Here is a 17278-nt window from a genome sequence, read left to right as displayed (position 1 = left end):
GATGCAGATCAATGCCGACCCGCCCTGGGCCCTTCAATTTGGCGCCCCATGCGGGAAATACCCATGAAACACGAGGAATATCAGGCCCTCCCCATGACCCGGGCGGAGGCGCCGCTGGCCTATCCGCTGGTTTATCTGCACGATGCCAGCGTCTCGCTGGACGCATGGCTCGATTTCGTCCGCCGGCGCACCGGGTCCGGCGAGACCAGCGGCCTGATCGTGATCCGGGACCGCGCCAACATCGTCCACGCCCTGTTCGCCTTTCGGGTCGATCTCGATATCAAAGGCCAGCGTCAGCTCTGTATCGCGCACCTCATCGTCGCGCAGATTCCGGGCTCGCAGATCGACCAGGCCGTGATCGCCTCCACCGGACATATCGCAAGCCGCCTTGCCTGCACGACAATCACCATCGAGCAGCCGTTCGAACTGACCGGATCGTCGTCGGTCAAAACATGGACGGCCGCGTAGCCGTCACGCTGTCAGCCATCTCGACATACGATTGCACAGCGATCTCATCCGATCGGCCGATGCCCGCATTGGATTGCACTCGGACCTGCCTCTCGGAAGCTGTCCGACCGGCTAGATTGGCTCCTTGTGATCAGCTATCGTGGTATACATAATCCACAAAAGGCGTCGGACCGGTTCAACACCGGCGCCAACAATCCCATGGGACGGAAACAAAGTGGCGCGCAACATCCTCATTCTCGGAGCCTCTTACGGCTCGCTGCTGGCAACCAAGCTCCTGATAGCCGGGCACAACGTGACCCTGGTGTGCCGCAAGAAGACCGCCGAACTCATCAATCGCGACGGTACCGAGGTCCGCATCAAACTGCGCGACGAGAAAGAGCACCGCGCCATTTTCTCCCGCGACCTGCCGGGCAAGCTGGACGCTACGTCCCCTGATCAAGTGGATCTGACGCGTTACGATCTGGTCGGCCTCGCGATGCAGGAGCCGCAATACACCAACCACACCATCCGCATGTTGATGATCAAGATCGCCGCGGCAAAACTGCCCTGCCTGTCGATCATGAACATGCCGCCGCTGCCCTATCTCAAGCGCATCCCGGCGCTGAAGGGAATGGACCTCGAAGAGGCCTATACGAATGCCGCCGTATGGGAGCGCTTCGAGCCCGGCCTGGTCACGCTGTGCTCGCCCGATCCACAAGCCTTCCGTCCGCCGGAAGAAGCCGCCAACGTGCTGCATGTCGGCCTGCCCACCAATTTCAAGGCCGCCGCCTTCGCGGACGACGCGCATAACAAGGTGCTGCGCGAACTCGAGGCCGATATCGACGCCGTGAAGCTCGACGGCCAGGACGTACCGGTGAAACTGAAAGTGTTCGACTCGCTGTTCGTGCCGCTGGCGAAATGGTCGATGCTGCTCACGGGCAATTATCGCTGCATCACGCCGGAAGAGCCGCAATCGATCCGCGAAGCCGTGCATGGCGATCTCGGCGTCTCGCAATCGATCTATGACCATGTCGATGCCATTGCGCGGAAGCTTGGCGCCGATCCCGAGGATCAGGTGCCGTTCGCCAAATATGCCAAGGCAGCAGAGAGCCTGCTGAAACCATCATCGGCCGCGCGCGCCGTGGCGGCCGGAGCGCCTTTCATCGAGCGCGTCGACCTGCTGGTGAAACTGATCTCACACCAGATCGGCATGACCAATGCGCATATCGATCGCACCGTCGATGTGGTCGATCAGAAGCTCAATGAGCGGCTGGAATCGAGCACCGGCATCTGAGCCGGACTGCGCTGCGCGCCCTGCTCTGGCAACGATGCGCGCGGCGCGCTGATGGCGGCTTCAAGCATGCCTCGCGATCACGCCGCATCGGTCGGAACGAGCTTGGCGATGGTTGCAAGCAGATCCGTCTGTGTGATCAGGCCGCCAATGGTCCGGTCGTGATCTATGATGATGACGGCATGGGTGCGGCCATCGGTCAGCGTCGGCAGCAGGGCCACGGCGGGCGTTCGTGCTGACGCCGTGGAGGCTGGCGACATGCGCGCGCCGATATCGCCGCCCTTGTCGAGGATCTCGCGCAGGCCGATGGTCCCGACAAGATGCCCCTGCCGGTCGATCACCGGCAGCGTCCGCACATTGTGTTTCAGCAATCGCGTGCGCGCGAGCTCGACATCATCCCATACGCCCACGGTCACCACGTCGCGGGACATGATGTCCTTGCAATGGATACTGCCATGGGCGCGCAACAACGCTTGCAACTCGACTTGCCGCAACAGGCTGTCGAGATCTTCGGGGCTGATGTCGAAGGTCTCCTTCAGCGTCTCCAGCGCCTTGTCGATATCCTCGGGCGTGAAGCCGATCCGCTGCACCGGGCTGAGATCGGCAGTCTCATGCGTATTCGGCGCGGGTGTCACGGCGCGATGCGGATAAGTGTGCCGCGAGAGCTTGTGAAACAGCAGGCCGAGCGCCACGAGCAGCAGCGAGTTGAGGCCGACCGGAACGAAGGGAAACAGAAATCCGGCAGATGTTACGGCAGGGCCACCGATGATGGCCGTCAAGGCGGTCGCACCACCGGGCGGATGCAGGCAGCGTGCAAAGGACATGGCGGCGATGGCGATGGACACGCCAAAGCCGATCGCCAGAATCTGGTCATGCACAAAATGCGCGATGATGACGCCGATCAGCGCCGAGATTGTATTGCCGCCGATGATCGACCACGGCTGCGCCAGCGGCGACGCCGGCACCGCGAACAGCAACACGGCCGACGCGCCAAGCGGCGCCACGATCAGCGGCAGGCTGGTGTGATCCCCGAGCACAAAGCGGCAGATCAGTCCCGTCAGCGCGATGCCGACCAACGCACCGACACAGGCGAGCATGCGCTCGCGCAGGCTGGCGCCGGCAAGAATGGGCGCGAAGATCTTGAAGCCGCGGCGCGGTCGCGCCACTGCAGTCGTTGCCCCCTCCGCTCTCTCGGGGCGCTGGTTGATTGTCATGGATTGAACCGGGCGATCGGAAATTGATTAAAGCGCGATCGCCATTGATCACGATGCGAGGCCGCCTGCGGCATTGCCGACGACAATTCACAAGCGGCCGCCGATGGCGTGTCCCGGGCAGGATCCGCAGCGCGGTCGGCGCTGTTCTAGCGGCTGCTCCCGCCGACGGCCAGCCTCTACGGGTATCAGCGACAGCTTCGGTTTACATCGGAATTGCCGATATAAACCATCGATAATATTCGCTATTCAATTTTGCGGAAGCGCCTAACCTCAAATCAGAGCCATGATGGCTACGAATGAGGTAGCGCCATGAAAACGATCGCACGGACACATTCGCCGTTTGTCGACGCCCTGCGTGCCATGCTGCGCGCGGTCTTCGATGTCGTGCGCCCTCGCCATGATGCAGCACAAATCGAAGCAGCGGTCGCGGCGTCGGGTCATCCCTCCGGCGCGTGACCGGCACCGGGTGCGCTTACTGTTGCATCTTCAGCGCCGGCCGGCCTTCGACTTTGCACGCGACGGCGGAGGCTTCACGGGCGCAACGGCCAGCCGGTGCATCAGCGCAACGGCCTGCGTGATAGCGGGATGATCGCCATCATCGTTATAGGCGACATAGGCGGCCATGTTGAAGTCCGGCGCCCCCGCGGCGACATGCAGCCGGCCACTGCTGATCAAGGGCGCCACGATCCGTCGCGGGAAATAGCCCGAGCCGCCATTCTCCAGCACATGCTGCAGGCCGACCCAGCCGATATTCGCCGTGACGGCAGCGCCGCTGAAATCCGGAAACAACGCGATGTGACGCGCATAGAATTCCGGCCCCCAATCGATATAGACATAGTTCTGTTGCGGCCTCGGCGGATGCCCGCGCCTGGTGGAGACCAAAACGAGCTGCTCGATGAACAATTGCTCGACCTTGAGGCCGGGCCGGCTCTGCGGCGTATACATCACGCCGATATCGACGCGCCCTTCGACCAGACCCTGCATCAGTTCCGGCTCCAGGGCGCTTTCGGCACGGATGGCGATAGCGGGCAATTCCGCGCGCATCGCGGGTAGCCAGCGCAGCAGATACTCCTCCCACAACCCGATGCGACCGCCGACCGTGAGGGTCGCGCTGAAATCCTGCGCGATGCCGACTTCGTGTCGTGCCTGTTCGACGGTGCGCACCAGCATCGATGCGTGTTTCTGGAACTGACGTCCGGCCGCCGTCAGTGAAGCGCCGGCCTTGTTGCGCACAAACAATACGCAACGCAGTTGCTGCTCAAGCGTCTGGATGCGCGCGCTGACGGTGGACTGCGTGACATGGAGGCGCTCCGCCGCGGCCACGAAATTCCCCGCATTCACGACTGCAAGGAATGTCCTGGCCAGTTCGGTGTCCATCGCTCCGCGCCCTTATGCACCCTCGTCCAGCGCCACCATCTGACGCTTCCGCCGCAGCGCCGGCAAGAGCGGCGCAATCAGCAGGATCACCGCGAGCACGAGACACGCCGCCGAGATCGGCCGTTCGACGAAGGTCATCAGATCGCCTTGCGACAGGATCAGCGATTTGCGCAGGTTGTTCTCCAGCAGCGGACCGAGCACGAAGGCCAGCACCAGCGGTGCAGGCTCATAGCCGAACTTGCGCATGAAGTAGCCGATGATGCCGAAGGCGATCATCACATACACGTCGAAGACATTGTTGCTCGAGCAATAGACGCCGATGATGGTGAACAGCACGATCAGCGGGAACAGCACGTTATAGGGCAGCTTGAGCAGCTTCACCCACATGCCGATCAGCGGCAGGTTCAGCACCAGCAGCATGGCATTGCCGATATACATGCTGGCGACGATGCCCCAGAACAGGCCCGGATTCTGCGTGATCAGGAGCGGCCCCGGCTGCAATCCGTGAATGACGAAGGCGCCGAGCAACAGTGCCATCACCACGTTCGGCGGAATGCCGAGGGTCATCAACGGAATGAAGGCGCCGCCTGCCGCGGAATTGTTGGCCGCTTCCGGGCCTGCCACACCTTCGATGGCGCCGTGGCCGAATTCCTGCGGTTTCTTGGAGAGCCGTTTCTCCAGCGCATAGGAGGCAAACGATGCCACCACCGCACCGCCGCCCGGCAGGATACCGAGGAAGAAGCCGAGCACGGTGCCGCGGCCGATCGGCCCGGCACTGCGCTTCCAGTCCTCCTTGTTTGGCAGCAGCTGCGTGATCTTCGCATTGATGATGTCGCGCTTGATGGCCTGCTCGGTGTTGAGCAGCACTTCGGCCAGGCCGAACAGACCCATCACCACAGGAACGAGGCCGATCCCGTCGATCAGTTCGATGCGACCGAAAGTGAGCCGCGGCTGTGCCGTGATGCTGTCGAGGCCGACAAGGCCGAGGACGATGCCGATGCACGCCATCAGCAACGCTTTCGCCATGGAGCCCTGGGTCAGAAAGGTGAGCACCACGAGGCCGAGCACCATCAGGCTGGCATATTCGGCGGGACCGAACGCAATCGCGACGGCGGCCAGCGACGGCGCCACCAGCATCAGGGCAACGAGTGCAAATGTGCCGGCGATAAAGGAGCCGAGCGCGGAAATGCCGAGTGCGGGACCGGCACGACCTCTTTTGGCCATCTGGTGGCCGTCGAGGCAGGTGACGACGGATGCGGCCTCGCCGGGAATGTTGACGAGGATCGACGTGGTGGAGCCGCCATACATGGAGCCGTAATAGATGCCGGCCATCATGATGATGCCGCTCTCCGGCGTGCCGGACAACGTGACCGGCAGCAGCAGCGACATCGCCGAGATCGGGCCGATGCCCGGCAGCACGCCGACTAGCGTGCCGATGAACACGCCGATGAAGCAATAGAGCAAGTTGACCGGCAGCAGCGCGACACCGAAGCCGTGAAATACGTTGGCGAGAACGTCCATGATGCCGCTCCCCTCAACCAATCTCGAACACGCCGGTGGGCAACATGATCGCGAGACCATGCTTGAGCACCCACCACACACCGACCGGCGCCAGCACCGCCAGCGGCACGGCCAGCGTCCAGCGCACGGGATCGATGATGCGCAAGAGCAGAAGCATCAGCGGGATGGTCGCAATCAGGAAGCCGAGCGGCTCCAGCGCGAACGCATAGGCAATCAGGCAGACAATGATCAGCACCGGCTTGCTCCAGCGCGCATCCTCCCAGCGCGAGCCGAAGGTCGGTCCGCCTTCCGTCACCGAAGCCAGGATGATGCTGACAGCGAAGGCGCACATCAGGATGCCGATATAGAACATCATGAAGCCCGAGCCGGGATCATTGATGGTGCCGAGCTTCAGCTTGAGTCCGGAGCGGATCACGAACACACCAAGCCCGAGGCCGATCACCCCGGTCCAGAATTCGGAATTGTTGAGACGGAAGGGAGGACGGATGGCGGACATGGAGGAGCGCTTTCAAAGTAGGTTTCTTGTAGGGTGGGCAAAGGCGCTCTGGCGCCGTGCCCACCTTCAAGTGCCATGCAGGTGAAGGTGGGCACGCTTCGCTTTGCCCACCCTACAGATGCTGAGACGTTCTACTTCTTCGCCAGCCCGATGCTGTCGATCACCTTGCGCTCCGATGCCGTCACCTCGACCACGAACTTCTTGTAGTCCTCGGTGTTCTTGTAGTTCGGCACCATGTCGTACTTCGCCAGCGTCGCGACGACAGCGGGATCCTCGATCGCCTTCTTGAACGCATCATGCAGCTTGGCGACGATCTTCGGATCCATGCCCTTCGGACCCGCGATCCCGAACGGCGAGTCATACACCATCGGATAGCCGCTCTCCTTCAGCGTCGGCGCATCCGGGAAATTCGGCGAACGCTTGTCGGTCCACACCATCAAGAGGCGCAGCTTGCCGGCATCGACCAACGGCCGCCAGCCGGTGGAGTCCGCCTGCAGCATGGTGTGATTGCCGAGCACCGCCGCATTGGTCTCGGCGCCGCCCTTGAACGGCACCTGCGTCAGCTTGATGCCCGCCATGGCTGCGATCTGCTCCATGCCCACATGCAGCGATGTGCCGGTGCCCGGTGTCGCATAGGTCACCTTGCCGGGATTGGCCTTGGCGAAATCGACCACATCCTTCCACGTCTTGAACTGCGACTCCGCATTCGTGGTGATGCCGAAGGTGTAGCCGGTGAGATGGATGATGTAGGAGAAATCCTTGTCCGGATTCCACGACACCTCCTGCATCAGGGGCAGGCGGAACACCGTGATCGGAATCTGCGAGATCGTATAGCCATCCGGCTTCGCCGCCGCCGCCATGGTCGCCGGACCGACCGTGCCGCCACCGCCGCCCTTGTTGTCGATGGCGATCGGCTGGCCGAGATGTTTCGACGCTGCATCCGCAATGGCGCGCATGGAAATGTCGGTGGAGCCGCCGGCCGGCCATGGCACGATCAGCGTGATCGGCTTGGTGGGATATTCCTGCGCGCGGACAATGGTGGCCGGGCCTAGTGTGGCGATCGCGGCAGCAGCAATGGACAAGGAAATTGCAAGACGACTGGACAATGCAATGCGATTGCGTTGCAACATGAATTCTCTCCCTCTTTTATCTCTTGGTGGCCGCGGCTCATGTCCGGGCCTTTTGTTGTGACGGCAGTGTAACGCGGAAATCGTCGTCGCAAAGTGCGTCTTCCGTCGTATCGCTGCCGTGTTGGCAATGAACGATGATTTGCGCAGCCCCGCAATTCCGATGGGCAGATGCGCATGCGACATACCGTCATCATGACCCCACACGTCATGGTGGCGAGACCATCGCCGCGGCATTGAGAAACGCCGGCAAAAAAAGTTTGGCGGGCATGTCGGATCGCTGTCGTCCGCGTCGTCCTTGGTGCAATACCGCGTCATTCGAGAGGGAAAATCCCATGAGCAAGATGATCTTCGTGAATCTGCCGGTCACCGACCTGCCCCGCGCCGTCGCCTTCTATGAAGCCGTCGGTGCCACCAAGAATCCGCAATTCTCCGACGACACCGCCGCCTGCATGGTGTTCTCCGACACCATCCACGCGATGCTGCTCACCCATGAAAAGTACAAGCAGTTCACCTCGAAGAAGATCGTCGACGCGAAGACCTCGAGCGAGGTGCTGATCTGCGTCTCCGCCGATAGCCGCGACGAGGTCGATGGCATCGTCAACAAGGCGAAGGCTGCCGGCGGCGGCGTTGATCCCACGCCCACGCAGGACTTCGGCTTCATGTATGGCCGCAGCTACGAAGATCCCGATGGTCACATCTGGGAAGTGATGTGGATGGACATGGCGGCCGCCGAAGCCGCGATGGCCACCTGAGTTTTACGTCAGGAGGACATGACGATGTCGAAGATCTCTCCCTGCATCTGGTTCGAGACTGAAGCCGAGCAGGCGGCAAGATTCTATTGCTCGCTGGTTCCCAATTCCTCTGTCGATCGCGTACAGCGTGCCCCGATCGATTATCCCGGCGGCCAGGCGGGCAACGTGCTGGTGGTCGGCTTTACCCTCGGAGGCTCGAGCTTCATCGGCCTCAATGGCGGCAGCCCCGCCACCTTCAGCAATGCGGTGTCCTTCACCATCCATTGCGAGGACCAGGCCGAGGTGGATCGGGTCTGGGACGCCATCCTGAGCAACGGCGGCAAGGAAAACGCCTGCGGCTGGATCAACGACCGCTGGGGCGTGCCTTGGCAGATCGTCCCCAACGGCTTCACGGAAATGCTCGCCAGCGAAAATGGCGAAGGCGCCAAGCGCGCCATGGCCGCCATGATGACCATGGTGAAACTCGACCTTGCCGCCTTGAAGAAGGCTTTTGACGGCGGCTAAAGCGACGATACATGCCTGCCAAGCCCTTGGCGGAGCGCCGCAATCGGCGCTCCGCCCGAATTCGGCTAACTGGATGGCGGAAAAGCGGATTTCCGGCGGTCGCTTTGCTTGACAGGGAGTCCTCCGCGTCCTTATAAGCGGCCCGTTCGCGACGCGGCATTTTGGCCGTCGTGACCCTGTGGCGGGGTAGCTCAGCTGGTTAGAGCACGGGAATCATAATCCTGGGGTCGGGGGTTCGAGTCCCTCTCCCGCTACCAAATTCATCCCCGATGGGGATTGGCATCTGCCTTCATGAACGTTGGATCATTCACGCCGATCGCCTCGGTTTATGGGCTCGGCTCACGGCGACATGCGTCGATCCGATCCCGCCTGAGACCATGTCCCAAATGGGTGAGACCGCGGCAACACACTCGAAGAGAGACGGAATGGGAACCAACAATTCCTGATTGCAGATCGGTTGTAGGGCGTGATTATTACACAACCGGCGAGAACTCATTGAAGAACGAGATTGTCAGCGCCGGTGTCGACCTGAGTGAAAATGAATGCCAGGGCGCCAAACGGAGTCATTGCGATGATCAATAGCAATGCACAGACCGCATTCGATCTTCTTCTGGCGATCGCCTTGATTGCGATCGTTGTATCTCTGATCAGCTTCTGAGCAAGGACGACCGGGCAGCAATTTCCCGCCACCCGGGGCTCTCTCGATCATTTCCCGGCCCGCTGCCCGGCGGGCCTTTATGCCATCGCTATACAGGACGGTCCCGCCGCTGGCGGCGGCTTACGCCGTCACCAGTCGCCCGGCTTCTTCCATGCTCACATCGCGCTCGCCAAGCAGATGCGTGACCATCGCCTTCTGCACATCGCTCTCCACCACCGCAAACGGATCAGGCGACAGCAGCCGATGCTCGATGACGAGACGCGACATCAGCAGCCGCCGGGCGTCGCCGCGCCGGAAGTGAATACGGTGCGCTTCCCAGGCCATCGCGACGGCACTCGCCACATGATAGAGCGCGCTGGTCGCACGGCGGGCATCACCCTCATTGTCCGCACGTGACGCAACCTCGCGCGCGAACGAGATCGCCCGATCCGACAGCGCATGCAGACGATCGCGCCAGGCCTGCGGCACGCTCTGGGATTCATTGAGCCGGTTGTGCAGATCCGCTGCCAGCGCTGCTTCCGCGCCATGCCGGCCCACCGCACGCATCAAGGCGTCGAGCGCGACGATATTGCCGGTGCCCTCCCAGATCGAACCGAGATGGGCGTCGCGCAACAACCGCGCGGTGGCGAATTCCTCAATGTAGCCGACACCGCCGCGCATCTCCATCGCGTCGCCGCACACCTTGCGGGCATCGCGCGTCGCGCGGAATTTCAGCGTCGGCGTCAGGATTCGCAGCAACGCTGCGGCGTCCTGGCTGCCGGCTTCGGCACGATCGAGCGCATCGGCCGTGAGGAAGCTCATGGAGAGTCCCTGCTCCGTCGCCAGCAGGATCTTCATCAATTGCCGGCGCGCCAGCGGCATGTCGATGATGCGCAGGCCGAACACCACGCGGTTGCGCGCCACCGTGATCGCATCGTGCCAGGCACGGCGCATCAACGCGGTGGACTTCACGCCATTGGACAGGCGGGATGAATTCACCATCTCCGCCATCTGCACGAAACCGCGATCGAGCTTTCCGACCGAATAGCAGATGGCGCCTTCCAGCTTGATCTCGCCCGAGGCCATCGAGCGCGTGCCGAGCTTGTCTTTCAGGCGCACGATCCGGTAGTGGTTCTGCGTGCCGTCATCGAGGAAGCGTGGCATCAGGAACAGGCCGACGCCCTTGGTGCCACCGACCGCACCTTCCGGACGCGCCAGCAGCATCACCACCTTCGCATCGGCATTGGAGCAGAACCACTTTTCGCCATAGAGGCGCCAGTGGTCGCCCTCCTGCACCGCGCGCGCCGTCAGCTTGCCGACATCGCTGCCGCCCTCCTTCTCCGTCATGAACTGACCGCCTTGCGTCAGCTTGCTCATGTCGGTCTGCGTCAGGCCGTCGAGATATTTCGCCTGCAGTGCTTCGTCACCGAATTTCGACAGCAGCTTTGCCGCGCCGTCGGTGACATTGATCGGGCAGCCCATGCCGAATTCGGACTGGTTGAACAGGAAAGTGAAAGCGTGCTTCGCCGCCACCGGATAGGTCGACGGCCAGCCCATGATGCCCTTGCGATGCGAGAGCGCGTGAATGCCAAACTGGCCGAACGCCGCATTCTCCAGCTCGCGATAGGCCGGATGATATTCCACCCACTGCACGTCCTGCCCGAACTTGTCGCGCTGATGCAGCACCGGGCCATGCCGGTCCGCCATGCGTCCGGCCTCATCGAGCGGTCCGCCGACGAGTTCACCCAGCCGCTCCAGATGCGGCTCCATATGCTTGAAGAGGTCGTCCGGCAGATGAATGCGCAACAGATCGCGCAACGCCGGATCGGCGCGGTAAAAATTCATCCCGGACGTATCGGGCGCGATCAGGTTTTCGATTGGCGCATGGGCGTTCATGGCGGCCTCTTGTGATGAGCGATGTGCGTTTCCATCTCCATCATGCACCCGCAACGCCCGCGGATAAAGTGCTTAGCCGGAGGCCCGTCTGATGGATATCCCGCGTTACGAAACTGCCCTGATCGTCGGAGCCGGCGAAGGCATCAGCGCGTCGCTTGCGCGCCTGCTGTCGAAGCAAGGTATTCGCGTGGCACTTGCCGCACGCAATAGCGGCAAGCTCGACGGACTATCACGCGAAACGGGCGCGAGGACTTTCGCCTGCAATGCCACGCAATCCGACGATGTTGAGAAACTGTTCAAGGATGTCGAAGCGCAGATCGGCGAGATCGACATCGTCGTCTACAATGCCAGCCAGCGCGCCCGTGGCCCTTTCATCGAACTCGCACCGAACGACGTCGCGCAATCCATCGCCGTCAGCGCCTTCGGCGGTTTCCTCGTCGCGCAACAGGCGTTGCAGCGCATGCTGCCGCACAAGCGCGGCGCCATCCTGTTCACCGGCGCCTCCGCCAGCATCAAGGGCTTTGCGCAGTCGGCGCCTTTCGCCATGGGCAAATTCGCGCTGCGCGGCCTCGCACAGTCGCTCGCTCGCGAATTCGCGCCGCAAGGCATCCATGTCGCGCATTTCGTGATCGACGGTGGCATCCGCAGTTCGGTGCGCACCGAGGCTGCCGACAAGCCGGATTCGTTGCTCGATCCCGACGCCATCGCCGCGAATTACTGGAATGTGCTGCAACAGCCCCGCAGCGCGTGGAGTTCGGAGCTGGAAATCCGGCCGTGGGTGGAGAAATTTTAGCGCGATGCCGTGGGATGGGTTGAGAGCGATACCCATCCTACGATCTCGTGCTATTTCGCTGCCTTCACAAAATCCACGAATGCCCGCAGCGCCGCCGGCAATTGCCTGCGGCTCGGATAATACATGAAGAAACCGGGATAGGCCGGGCACCAGTCGGCCAGCACGCGCACCAGCTTGCGTTTGGCAATCAACTCCTCGACCTGTTTCTCGAAGACATAAGCGAGCCCGGCGCCATCCAGCGCGGCATCCACCATCAAGTCCTGATCGTTCAGCGTCAACGGACCTGACACGTCGATCTCCAGCGCGATGCCGCCGCGCTCGAACTCCCAGCGATAGAGCGCGCCACCCCAGAAGCGGAAGCGGATGCATGGCAGGTTCTTCAGTTCATGCGGGGTCTGCGGCGCCTTGTGTTTCTTGAAGAAGGCCGGCGACGCCACCACCGCCGAGCGCTGCCGCGGCCCGATCGGCACAGCGATCATGTCCGCCGCGATCGTCTCGCCAAAACGGATACCGGCATCGAAGCCAGCCGAGACCATATCGACCAGCCCGTCATTCACCGCGATTTCGACACTGATCTCCGGATAGGCCTTCTGAAACCGCGTTACGATGGGCAGGAGCACGAGCTGCGCCGATTGCCGAGCCGCGTTGAAGCGCAGCGTCCCCGCCGGCTTGCCGCGAAACGTGTTCAGATCTTCTAGCGCGTCATCGATATCCTGAAAGGCAGGGCTGACGCGTGCGAACAATCGCTCTCCGGCTTCGGTCAACGCGACGCTACGCGTGGTGCGATTGACGAGCCGCAGATCAAGCCGTTCCTCGATATTGCGCAAAGCATGGCTGAGCGCCGAAGCGGACACGCCGAGTTCCACCGCCGCGCTGCGAAAGCTGCGATGCCGGGCAATCGCCAGAAACGTCGCCAGCTCTGCCGAACCGATCCGAGTCATTGATGAATTCTGCTCATGAACACATGAAAGAAATAGCGGATTAATTCAGTTCTGGCGAGACCCTAGTGTCCCTCCTGTCAGCCCGGCGATGTCGCGGGGCCACCCAAGGAGAGACGATCATGCGTATCTGGTTCATCACAGGGGCATCCCGCGGCTTCGGCGCCCTCATCGCAGCAGAAGCCCTTGCACAGGGCGACGCCGTCGTCGCGACGGCTCGCGATCCCGATGCCGTCACCGCAAGCCTCGGCCACCACGAGCGCCTGCTCGCCACCCGCCTGGACGTCACCAAGGCGGACCAGGCCCATGAAGCCGCCGGCCTCGCGGTGAAGACCTTTGGCCGCATCGACGTGCTGGTGAACAATGCGGGCTATGGCCTGCTCGGCGCGGTCGAGGAAGCCAGTGCGGCGGAAGTCGAACGGCTTTATGCGACCAACGTGTTCGGCCTGCTCGCGGTGACCCGCGCAGTGTTGCCGCATATGCGCCGGCAGCGCTCGGGTCACATCATGAATATATCATCGGTGGGCGGCTATTCCGGATATGCGGGCTGGGGCGTCTATGGCTCGACCAAGTTTGCCGTCGAGGGGATCAGCGAGGCACTCGGTGCGGAAGTCGCGCCCCTCGGCATCCATGTCACCGTGGTCGAACCCGGCTTCTTCCGTACCGATTTCCTCGATGACAATTCGCTGGTGCGGACCAGGCTCGAGATCGACGACTACAGCGAGACCGTCGGCAAGACACGTGCGCATGCAGTCGGTGCCAATCATGCGCAGCCGGGTGATCCCAGCAAGCTCGCCCGGGCCTTCATGCAGCTTGCGGCAGCCACAGCACCACCGACCCGCCTGCCGCTCGGCAGCGATACAGTCGCCCGCATCGAAGCCAAGCATGCGCATGTGGAAAACGAACTGGCGGCATGGCGTGCGCTTGCGACCTCGACGGATTTTGCCAAGGAAACAGCCTGAAAACTACAGAGCATGCGCACTGGCGGTCATCGCCGCCAGTCGCCACCCCAAACAAGGAATGTCCTCGGCGGCGTGCAGGATCTTCTTCTCGAAACGAATCTGCTTCCAGTCACCCGGCGTCGGCGCGAAGGCGAAGCCCGCCTTGCGCGCCAGCGCCAGCATTGCATCGTTCGAACGCAGCGTATCGCCGAGCAGGCGATCGGCCCCGAGCGCCGCCGCACGGCATTCGAGATGGCGGAGCAGCGCCATGCCGATCCCTTGCCGCTGCATCGCATCGTCCACCGACAGACCGATTTCGAGACTGTTGTCCTTGTCATCGATGGCATAGCGCGCTTCGCCGATGATCACCTCAACACCATCGCGTTTGGTCGTCGCCACCAGCGAGAAGCCGTCATCCATACCGACATGGAGGAAGCGTTCGAGCTCACCGGCCGGCAGTTCGCTCGCAGCGCCCATCAGCCGATTGTAACGCGAGCCCGCCGACAGCCCGCGAAAATAGGACTGCAGGGCGTCGGCGTCGGTGGGGTCGGCGAAACGGAGCGAGATCACCTCGCCGTCGCGCGACAGCAGGACGTCGGAGTAGCGACCGAGATTCTTGAGATCGATGTGTTTCATGACAACCTCCCGCGATGCTGGCAGGCCTCAGGCCCGCCAGAACGGCTTGTCTGCCTCCGCCAACATTTCCGACCAGCTGAGGCCGAGATCGTGCAGGTCGCGTTCGGTCCATTCCGCCAGTTCGCGACGCTGGTGATAGCGCTGCCACCACAGCCGCAGCGTCTCGGTCACGCCCGAAAGCGCACTCGAAGCATGATGATTTGTCATCGATTCATGGGTGCAAATAGACATTTTGCTCTCCTGAAGCTAAATCTACGCCCTCTGATATCTGCCTGAATGGCGTTGCCGACAAACGACATTGCGCGACGCAAAACATGAGATAAACTCATGCGATGGATTAGGCGCTCCGGAGCCGGATGATGAGCCACAGGCTGCCATCCCTGAACGGCCTGCGGGCTTTCGAGGCCGCCGCACGGCATCTCAGTTTCACCCTTGCGGCCGATGAACTGAACGTCACGCAAACGGCCATCAGCCATCAGATCAAGCGGCTCGAGGAAGAACTCGGCATCAAACTCTTCATCCGCCAGAACCGCACTCTGGCACTCACCGAGCAGGGCCGCGATTACCTGCCAGGTATACGCGCGGCATTTAATGACCTGCGCCTGGCTACCGACCGCCTGCTGCATCGTGACCGCGATCACGTGCTGACCGTGAGCACGCTCGCATCCTTCGCCTCGAAATGGCTGCTGCCGCGGCTTTCCGCTTTCCAGCAAGCGAATCCGCATATCGACGTACGCATCACCACCTCAACCGCATTGGTCGATTTCAAGAGCGGCGATGTCGATGCCGCGATCCGCTATGGCCGCGGCCAGTGGCCGGGCCTGCGTGCGGACTGGCTGACGGCAGATCACCTGTTTCCGGTGTGCAGTCCAAAACTGCTGATGGGCGACCGGCCGCTGCGCAAACCCGAAGATCTAGCGCGCTACACCTTGCTACACACCAATGCCAGCCACGACGACGACTGGCGCCTCTGGCTCACGGCCGCGGGATTGCCGAACAATATCTCGAAGCAACCTGCGCTCGGCTTCGACCTGATCTTCATGACCCTGCAAGCCGCGATCGACGGTCTCGGCGTCGCTGTTGGTCGCACCACCTATGTGGAAGGCGACCTCGCTTCCGGCCGGCTGGTCATGCCCTTCGACATCCGGCTACCGGCCGATGCCGGCTTCTATCTGGTGTCGCCGGAGTCCAGCGCGGACACGCCCAACCTGCGCGCATTCCGGGAATGGCTGCAGTCGCTCGGCCCGCCAAAATCCTGATCCGTTTCGGCTTGGCCCACCCCACCAACTGTGGCAGATTGTCGCATATTGGCGGCGTCAGGCTGCCCGGCCGCGCATCTTGCCGGTCGCAAGAACGCCGGGAGAATGCCGCATGGATGCCACAAGAAATGATGCCCCGAATGCGGTATCGACGCCCGAAATCAGGTCCCGTCTTGCGGCAATCTTGCGGGCAACCAGTGGCAATTTTCTGGAGCAGTTCGACTTCTTCCTGTTCGGGTTCTACGCCAGCGTCATCGCCAAGGCCTTCTTCCCATCCGAAAATGAAACAGCCGCCCTCCTCAACACCTTCGGCGTGTTCTGGCTCGGCGCCCTGATGCGCCCGGTCGGCGCCATCGTACTTGGCGCCTACATCGACCAGATCGGCCGCCGGAAGGGATTGATCGTCACCCTTGCCATCATGGCGGCTGGCACGGTCACCATCGCGGTGTGCCCGACCTATGCCAGCATCGGCGTTGCCGCGCCGATCATCGTGCTGATCGGGCGGTTGCTGCAGGGCTTTTCGGCCGGCGTCGAGCTGGGCGGCGTGTCGGTGTATCTTTCGGAGATCTCCACGCTCGGCAATCGCGGCTTCTACACCTCGTTCCAGTCATCGAGCCAGCAGGTCGCGATCTTCGTCGCTGCCATCATCGGTTTCGTGCTCAGCGAGGTGATGCCGAAGGATATGGTGGATGCCTGGGGCTGGCGCATTCCATTCTTCATCGGCTGCATCATCATTCCGTTCCTGTTTTTCCTGCGCCGCACGCTGGAGGAAACGCCGGAATTCCTGAAAATGAAGAAACATCCGACCGCCGGCGAAGTGTTCGCGTCCGCGGCCGCGAACTGGCGCATCGTGCTGCTCGGCATGATGCTGGCGACCATGACCACGGTGACGTTCTATTTCGTCACCGTCTACACGCCGACCTTCGGCAAGAATGTGCTGAAGCTCTCCACTCAGGACGCGCTCATCGTCACCTGCCTGATCGCCATCACCAACTTCGTCTGGAATCCTGTCGGCGGTGCCGTGTCGGATCGCATCGGCCGCAAGCCAGTATTGCTGACGATCACCTGCCTGGCCTTCCTCACGGCCTATCCCGCGTTGAACTGGCTGGTGAGCGCACCGACCTTCGGCAAGATGCTGGCGGTCGAGATGCTGTTTTCGTTCTATTTCGGCGTCTATAGCGGGACCATGCTGGGGGCACTGGTGGAGATCGTCCCTTCGCATGTGCGCACCACTTGCTTCTCGCTGGCCTTTGCGCTGGCTGCCGGCCTGCTCGGCACCTTCACGCCGTTCGCGTCGACCTGGCTGATCGAGCACACCGGCAACCGCGCCTCCCCCGGTTTCTGGCTGATGGCGGCTGCAGCCAGCGGCGCCATCGCTGCGCTTGCGATCTATCGCAATCGTGGCGAAGCGGCGGCACAGAGGCCTGTTGCCGCGTAGCGGGAACG

The 17278-nt window shown here is 62.2% G+C and carries 18 protein-coding genes and 1 tRNA gene; 10 read left to right on the top strand and 9 right to left on the bottom strand.

All coding sequences use genetic code 11. The annotated features are described in order from the left end of the window. Nucleotides 1-63: 63 nt before the first annotated feature. Nucleotides 64-468 (top strand): hypothetical protein, encoded by a 405-nt coding sequence (locus tag ACIQ17_RS01725; RefSeq protein WP_398464719.1) that lies wholly within the window; start codon nucleotides 64-66, stop codon nucleotides 466-468. A gap of 214 nt (nucleotides 469-682) precedes the next feature. Further along, on the top strand, nucleotides 683-1741 hold the full coding sequence (locus tag ACIQ17_RS01720; protein WP_398464717.1) for a ketopantoate reductase family protein: 1059 nt from the start codon (nucleotides 683-685) through the stop codon (nucleotides 1739-1741). A gap of 77 nt (nucleotides 1742-1818) precedes the next feature. On the opposite strand, the gene ACIQ17_RS01715 is transcribed toward ACIQ17_RS01720, so the two are convergent. Continuing rightward, complete coding sequence (locus ACIQ17_RS01715; RefSeq protein ID WP_398464746.1) at nucleotides 1819-2835, bottom strand: HPP family protein; 1017 nt, start codon at nucleotides 2833-2835, stop codon at nucleotides 1819-1821. A 426-nt stretch (nucleotides 2836-3261) separates the two neighbouring features. Between ACIQ17_RS01715 and ACIQ17_RS01710 the strand changes: the two genes are divergently transcribed. Next, complete coding sequence (locus tag ACIQ17_RS01710; RefSeq protein WP_398464715.1) at nucleotides 3262-3408, top strand: hypothetical protein; 147 nt, start codon at nucleotides 3262-3264, stop codon at nucleotides 3406-3408. Nucleotides 3409-3438: 30 nt separating this feature from the next. Here ACIQ17_RS01710 and ACIQ17_RS01705 read toward each other — a convergent pair whose 3' ends face one another. The 4 genes from ACIQ17_RS01705 to ACIQ17_RS01690 all read right to left on the bottom strand — a co-directional run bounded on the left by ACIQ17_RS01705 (nucleotide 3439) and on the right by ACIQ17_RS01690 (nucleotide 7476). Beyond that, nucleotides 3439-4329: a LysR family transcriptional regulator gene (locus ACIQ17_RS01705; RefSeq protein ID WP_398464713.1), complete on the bottom strand. Its 891-nt coding sequence runs from the start codon at nucleotides 4327-4329 to the stop codon at nucleotides 3439-3441. A gap of 12 nt (nucleotides 4330-4341) precedes the next feature. Continuing rightward, complete coding sequence (locus tag ACIQ17_RS01700) at nucleotides 4342-5850, bottom strand: tripartite tricarboxylate transporter permease (RefSeq protein WP_398464711.1); 1509 nt, start codon at nucleotides 5848-5850, stop codon at nucleotides 4342-4344. 13 nt (nucleotides 5851-5863) lie between these two features. Then, entirely contained in the window at nucleotides 5864-6346 is a 483-nt protein-coding gene (locus ACIQ17_RS01695) for a tripartite tricarboxylate transporter TctB family protein (protein WP_398464709.1), read from the bottom strand. Between the two features lie 131 nt (nucleotides 6347-6477). Then, a complete protein-coding gene (locus tag ACIQ17_RS01690; RefSeq protein WP_398464707.1) occupies nucleotides 6478-7476 on the bottom strand; it encodes a tripartite tricarboxylate transporter substrate binding protein in 999 nt (332 codons plus the stop codon). Nucleotides 7477-7808: 332 nt separating this feature from the next. Between ACIQ17_RS01690 and ACIQ17_RS01685 the strand changes: the two genes are divergently transcribed. The 3 genes from ACIQ17_RS01685 (at nucleotide 7809) to ACIQ17_RS01675 (ending at nucleotide 8989) form a co-directional block, all read left to right on the top strand. After that, nucleotides 7809-8228 (top strand): VOC family protein, encoded by a 420-nt coding sequence (locus tag ACIQ17_RS01685; protein WP_398464705.1) that lies wholly within the window; start codon nucleotides 7809-7811, stop codon nucleotides 8226-8228. A 24-nt stretch (nucleotides 8229-8252) separates the two neighbouring features. Continuing rightward, nucleotides 8253-8732 carry a VOC family protein gene (locus ACIQ17_RS01680; protein ID WP_398464703.1) on the top strand — a complete coding sequence of 160 codons (480 nt, stop codon included), beginning with the start codon at nucleotides 8253-8255 and terminating at the stop codon, nucleotides 8730-8732. Nucleotides 8733-8912: 180 nt separating this feature from the next. Then, nucleotides 8913-8989: transfer RNA gene (locus ACIQ17_RS01675), tRNA-Met, on the top strand. Between the two features lie 521 nt (nucleotides 8990-9510). Here the strand turns inward: ACIQ17_RS01675 and ACIQ17_RS01670 are convergent. Beyond that, nucleotides 9511-11265 (bottom strand): acyl-CoA dehydrogenase family protein, encoded by a 1755-nt coding sequence (locus ACIQ17_RS01670; RefSeq protein ID WP_398464701.1) that lies wholly within the window; start codon nucleotides 11263-11265, stop codon nucleotides 9511-9513. A gap of 91 nt (nucleotides 11266-11356) precedes the next feature. Here ACIQ17_RS01670 and ACIQ17_RS01665 point away from each other — a divergent pair, with 91 nt between their 5' ends. After that, nucleotides 11357-12058, top strand: coding sequence for an SDR family NAD(P)-dependent oxidoreductase (locus ACIQ17_RS01665; protein ID WP_398464699.1), 702 nt, complete (start codon nucleotides 11357-11359; stop codon nucleotides 12056-12058). A gap of 50 nt (nucleotides 12059-12108) precedes the next feature. Here the strand turns inward: ACIQ17_RS01665 and ACIQ17_RS01660 are convergent, their stop codons facing one another. Beyond that, on the bottom strand, nucleotides 12109-12999 hold the full coding sequence (locus ACIQ17_RS01660) for a LysR family transcriptional regulator (protein WP_398464697.1): 891 nt from the start codon (nucleotides 12997-12999) through the stop codon (nucleotides 12109-12111). A gap of 119 nt (nucleotides 13000-13118) precedes the next feature. Between ACIQ17_RS01660 and ACIQ17_RS01655 the strand changes: the two genes are divergently transcribed. Next, nucleotides 13119-13958, top strand: a complete 840-nt coding sequence (locus ACIQ17_RS01655; protein WP_398464695.1) for an oxidoreductase — start codon at nucleotides 13119-13121, stop codon at nucleotides 13956-13958. Between the two features lie 3 nt (nucleotides 13959-13961). On the opposite strand, the gene ACIQ17_RS01650 is transcribed toward ACIQ17_RS01655, so the two are convergent. Together ACIQ17_RS01650 and ACIQ17_RS01645 are read right to left on the bottom strand one after the other, a co-directional pair. After that, nucleotides 13962-14573 carry a GNAT family N-acetyltransferase gene (locus tag ACIQ17_RS01650; protein ID WP_398464693.1) on the bottom strand — a complete coding sequence of 204 codons (612 nt, stop codon included), beginning with the start codon at nucleotides 14571-14573 and terminating at the stop codon, nucleotides 13962-13964. Between the two features lie 27 nt (nucleotides 14574-14600). Next, complete coding sequence (locus ACIQ17_RS01645; RefSeq protein ID WP_398464691.1) at nucleotides 14601-14804, bottom strand: DUF1127 domain-containing protein; 204 nt, start codon at nucleotides 14802-14804, stop codon at nucleotides 14601-14603. A gap of 128 nt (nucleotides 14805-14932) precedes the next feature. On the opposite strand from ACIQ17_RS01645, the gene ACIQ17_RS01640 reads away from it, so the two are divergent. Together ACIQ17_RS01640 and ACIQ17_RS01635 are read left to right on the top strand one after the other, a co-directional pair. Beyond that, nucleotides 14933-15832: a transcriptional regulator GcvA gene (locus ACIQ17_RS01640; protein ID WP_398464689.1), complete on the top strand. Its 900-nt coding sequence runs from the start codon at nucleotides 14933-14935 to the stop codon at nucleotides 15830-15832. 112 nt (nucleotides 15833-15944) lie between these two features. Continuing rightward, entirely contained in the window at nucleotides 15945-17270 is a 1326-nt protein-coding gene (locus ACIQ17_RS01635; RefSeq protein ID WP_398464687.1) for an MFS transporter, read from the top strand. The last annotated feature ends 8 nt before the right edge of the window (nucleotides 17271-17278 follow it).

This window comes from Tardiphaga sp. (genome assembly GCF_044340795.1).
Taxonomy (GTDB): Bacteria; Pseudomonadota; Alphaproteobacteria; order Rhizobiales; family Xanthobacteraceae; genus Tardiphaga.
Note: the sequence above shows the minus strand (reverse complement) of the source record. Positions and strands in the feature narration are given on the sequence as shown.

Coding starts and splice junctions, on each gene's coding strand:
- ACIQ17_RS01700 (WP_398464711.1), bottom strand. CDS start 5,850: ATGGACGTTCTCGCCAACGTATTTCACGGCTTCGGTGTCGCGCTGCTG.
- ACIQ17_RS01705 (WP_398464713.1), bottom strand. CDS start 4,329: ATGGACACCGAACTGGCCAGGACATTCCTTGCAGTCGTGAATGCGGGG.
- ACIQ17_RS01640 (WP_398464689.1), top strand. CDS start 14,933: ATGAGCCACAGGCTGCCATCCCTGAACGGCCTGCGGGCTTTCGAGGCC.
- ACIQ17_RS01655 (WP_398464695.1), top strand. CDS start 13,119: ATGCGTATCTGGTTCATCACAGGGGCATCCCGCGGCTTCGGCGCCCTC.
- ACIQ17_RS01665 (WP_398464699.1), top strand. CDS start 11,357: ATGGATATCCCGCGTTACGAAACTGCCCTGATCGTCGGAGCCGGCGAA.
- ACIQ17_RS01725 (WP_398464719.1), top strand. CDS start 64: ATGAAACACGAGGAATATCAGGCCCTCCCCATGACCCGGGCGGAGGCG.
- ACIQ17_RS01635 (WP_398464687.1), top strand. CDS start 15,945: ATGGATGCCACAAGAAATGATGCCCCGAATGCGGTATCGACGCCCGAA.
- ACIQ17_RS01660 (WP_398464697.1), bottom strand. CDS start 12,999: ATGACTCGGATCGGTTCGGCAGAGCTGGCGACGTTTCTGGCGATTGCC.
- ACIQ17_RS01680 (WP_398464703.1), top strand. CDS start 8,253: ATGTCGAAGATCTCTCCCTGCATCTGGTTCGAGACTGAAGCCGAGCAG.
- ACIQ17_RS01685 (WP_398464705.1), top strand. CDS start 7,809: ATGAGCAAGATGATCTTCGTGAATCTGCCGGTCACCGACCTGCCCCGC.
- ACIQ17_RS01670 (WP_398464701.1), bottom strand. CDS start 11,265: ATGAACGCCCATGCGCCAATCGAAAACCTGATCGCGCCCGATACGTCC.
- ACIQ17_RS01695 (WP_398464709.1), bottom strand. CDS start 6,346: ATGTCCGCCATCCGTCCTCCCTTCCGTCTCAACAATTCCGAATTCTGG.
- ACIQ17_RS01690 (WP_398464707.1), bottom strand. CDS start 7,476: ATGTTGCAACGCAATCGCATTGCATTGTCCAGTCGTCTTGCAATTTCC.
- ACIQ17_RS01650 (WP_398464693.1), bottom strand. CDS start 14,573: ATGAAACACATCGATCTCAAGAATCTCGGTCGCTACTCCGACGTCCTG.
- ACIQ17_RS01645 (WP_398464691.1), bottom strand. CDS start 14,804: ATGTCTATTTGCACCCATGAATCGATGACAAATCATCATGCTTCGAGT.
- ACIQ17_RS01715 (WP_398464746.1), bottom strand. CDS start 2,835: ATGCTCGCCTGTGTCGGTGCGTTGGTCGGCATCGCGCTGACGGGACTG.
- ACIQ17_RS01710 (WP_398464715.1), top strand. CDS start 3,262: ATGAAAACGATCGCACGGACACATTCGCCGTTTGTCGACGCCCTGCGT.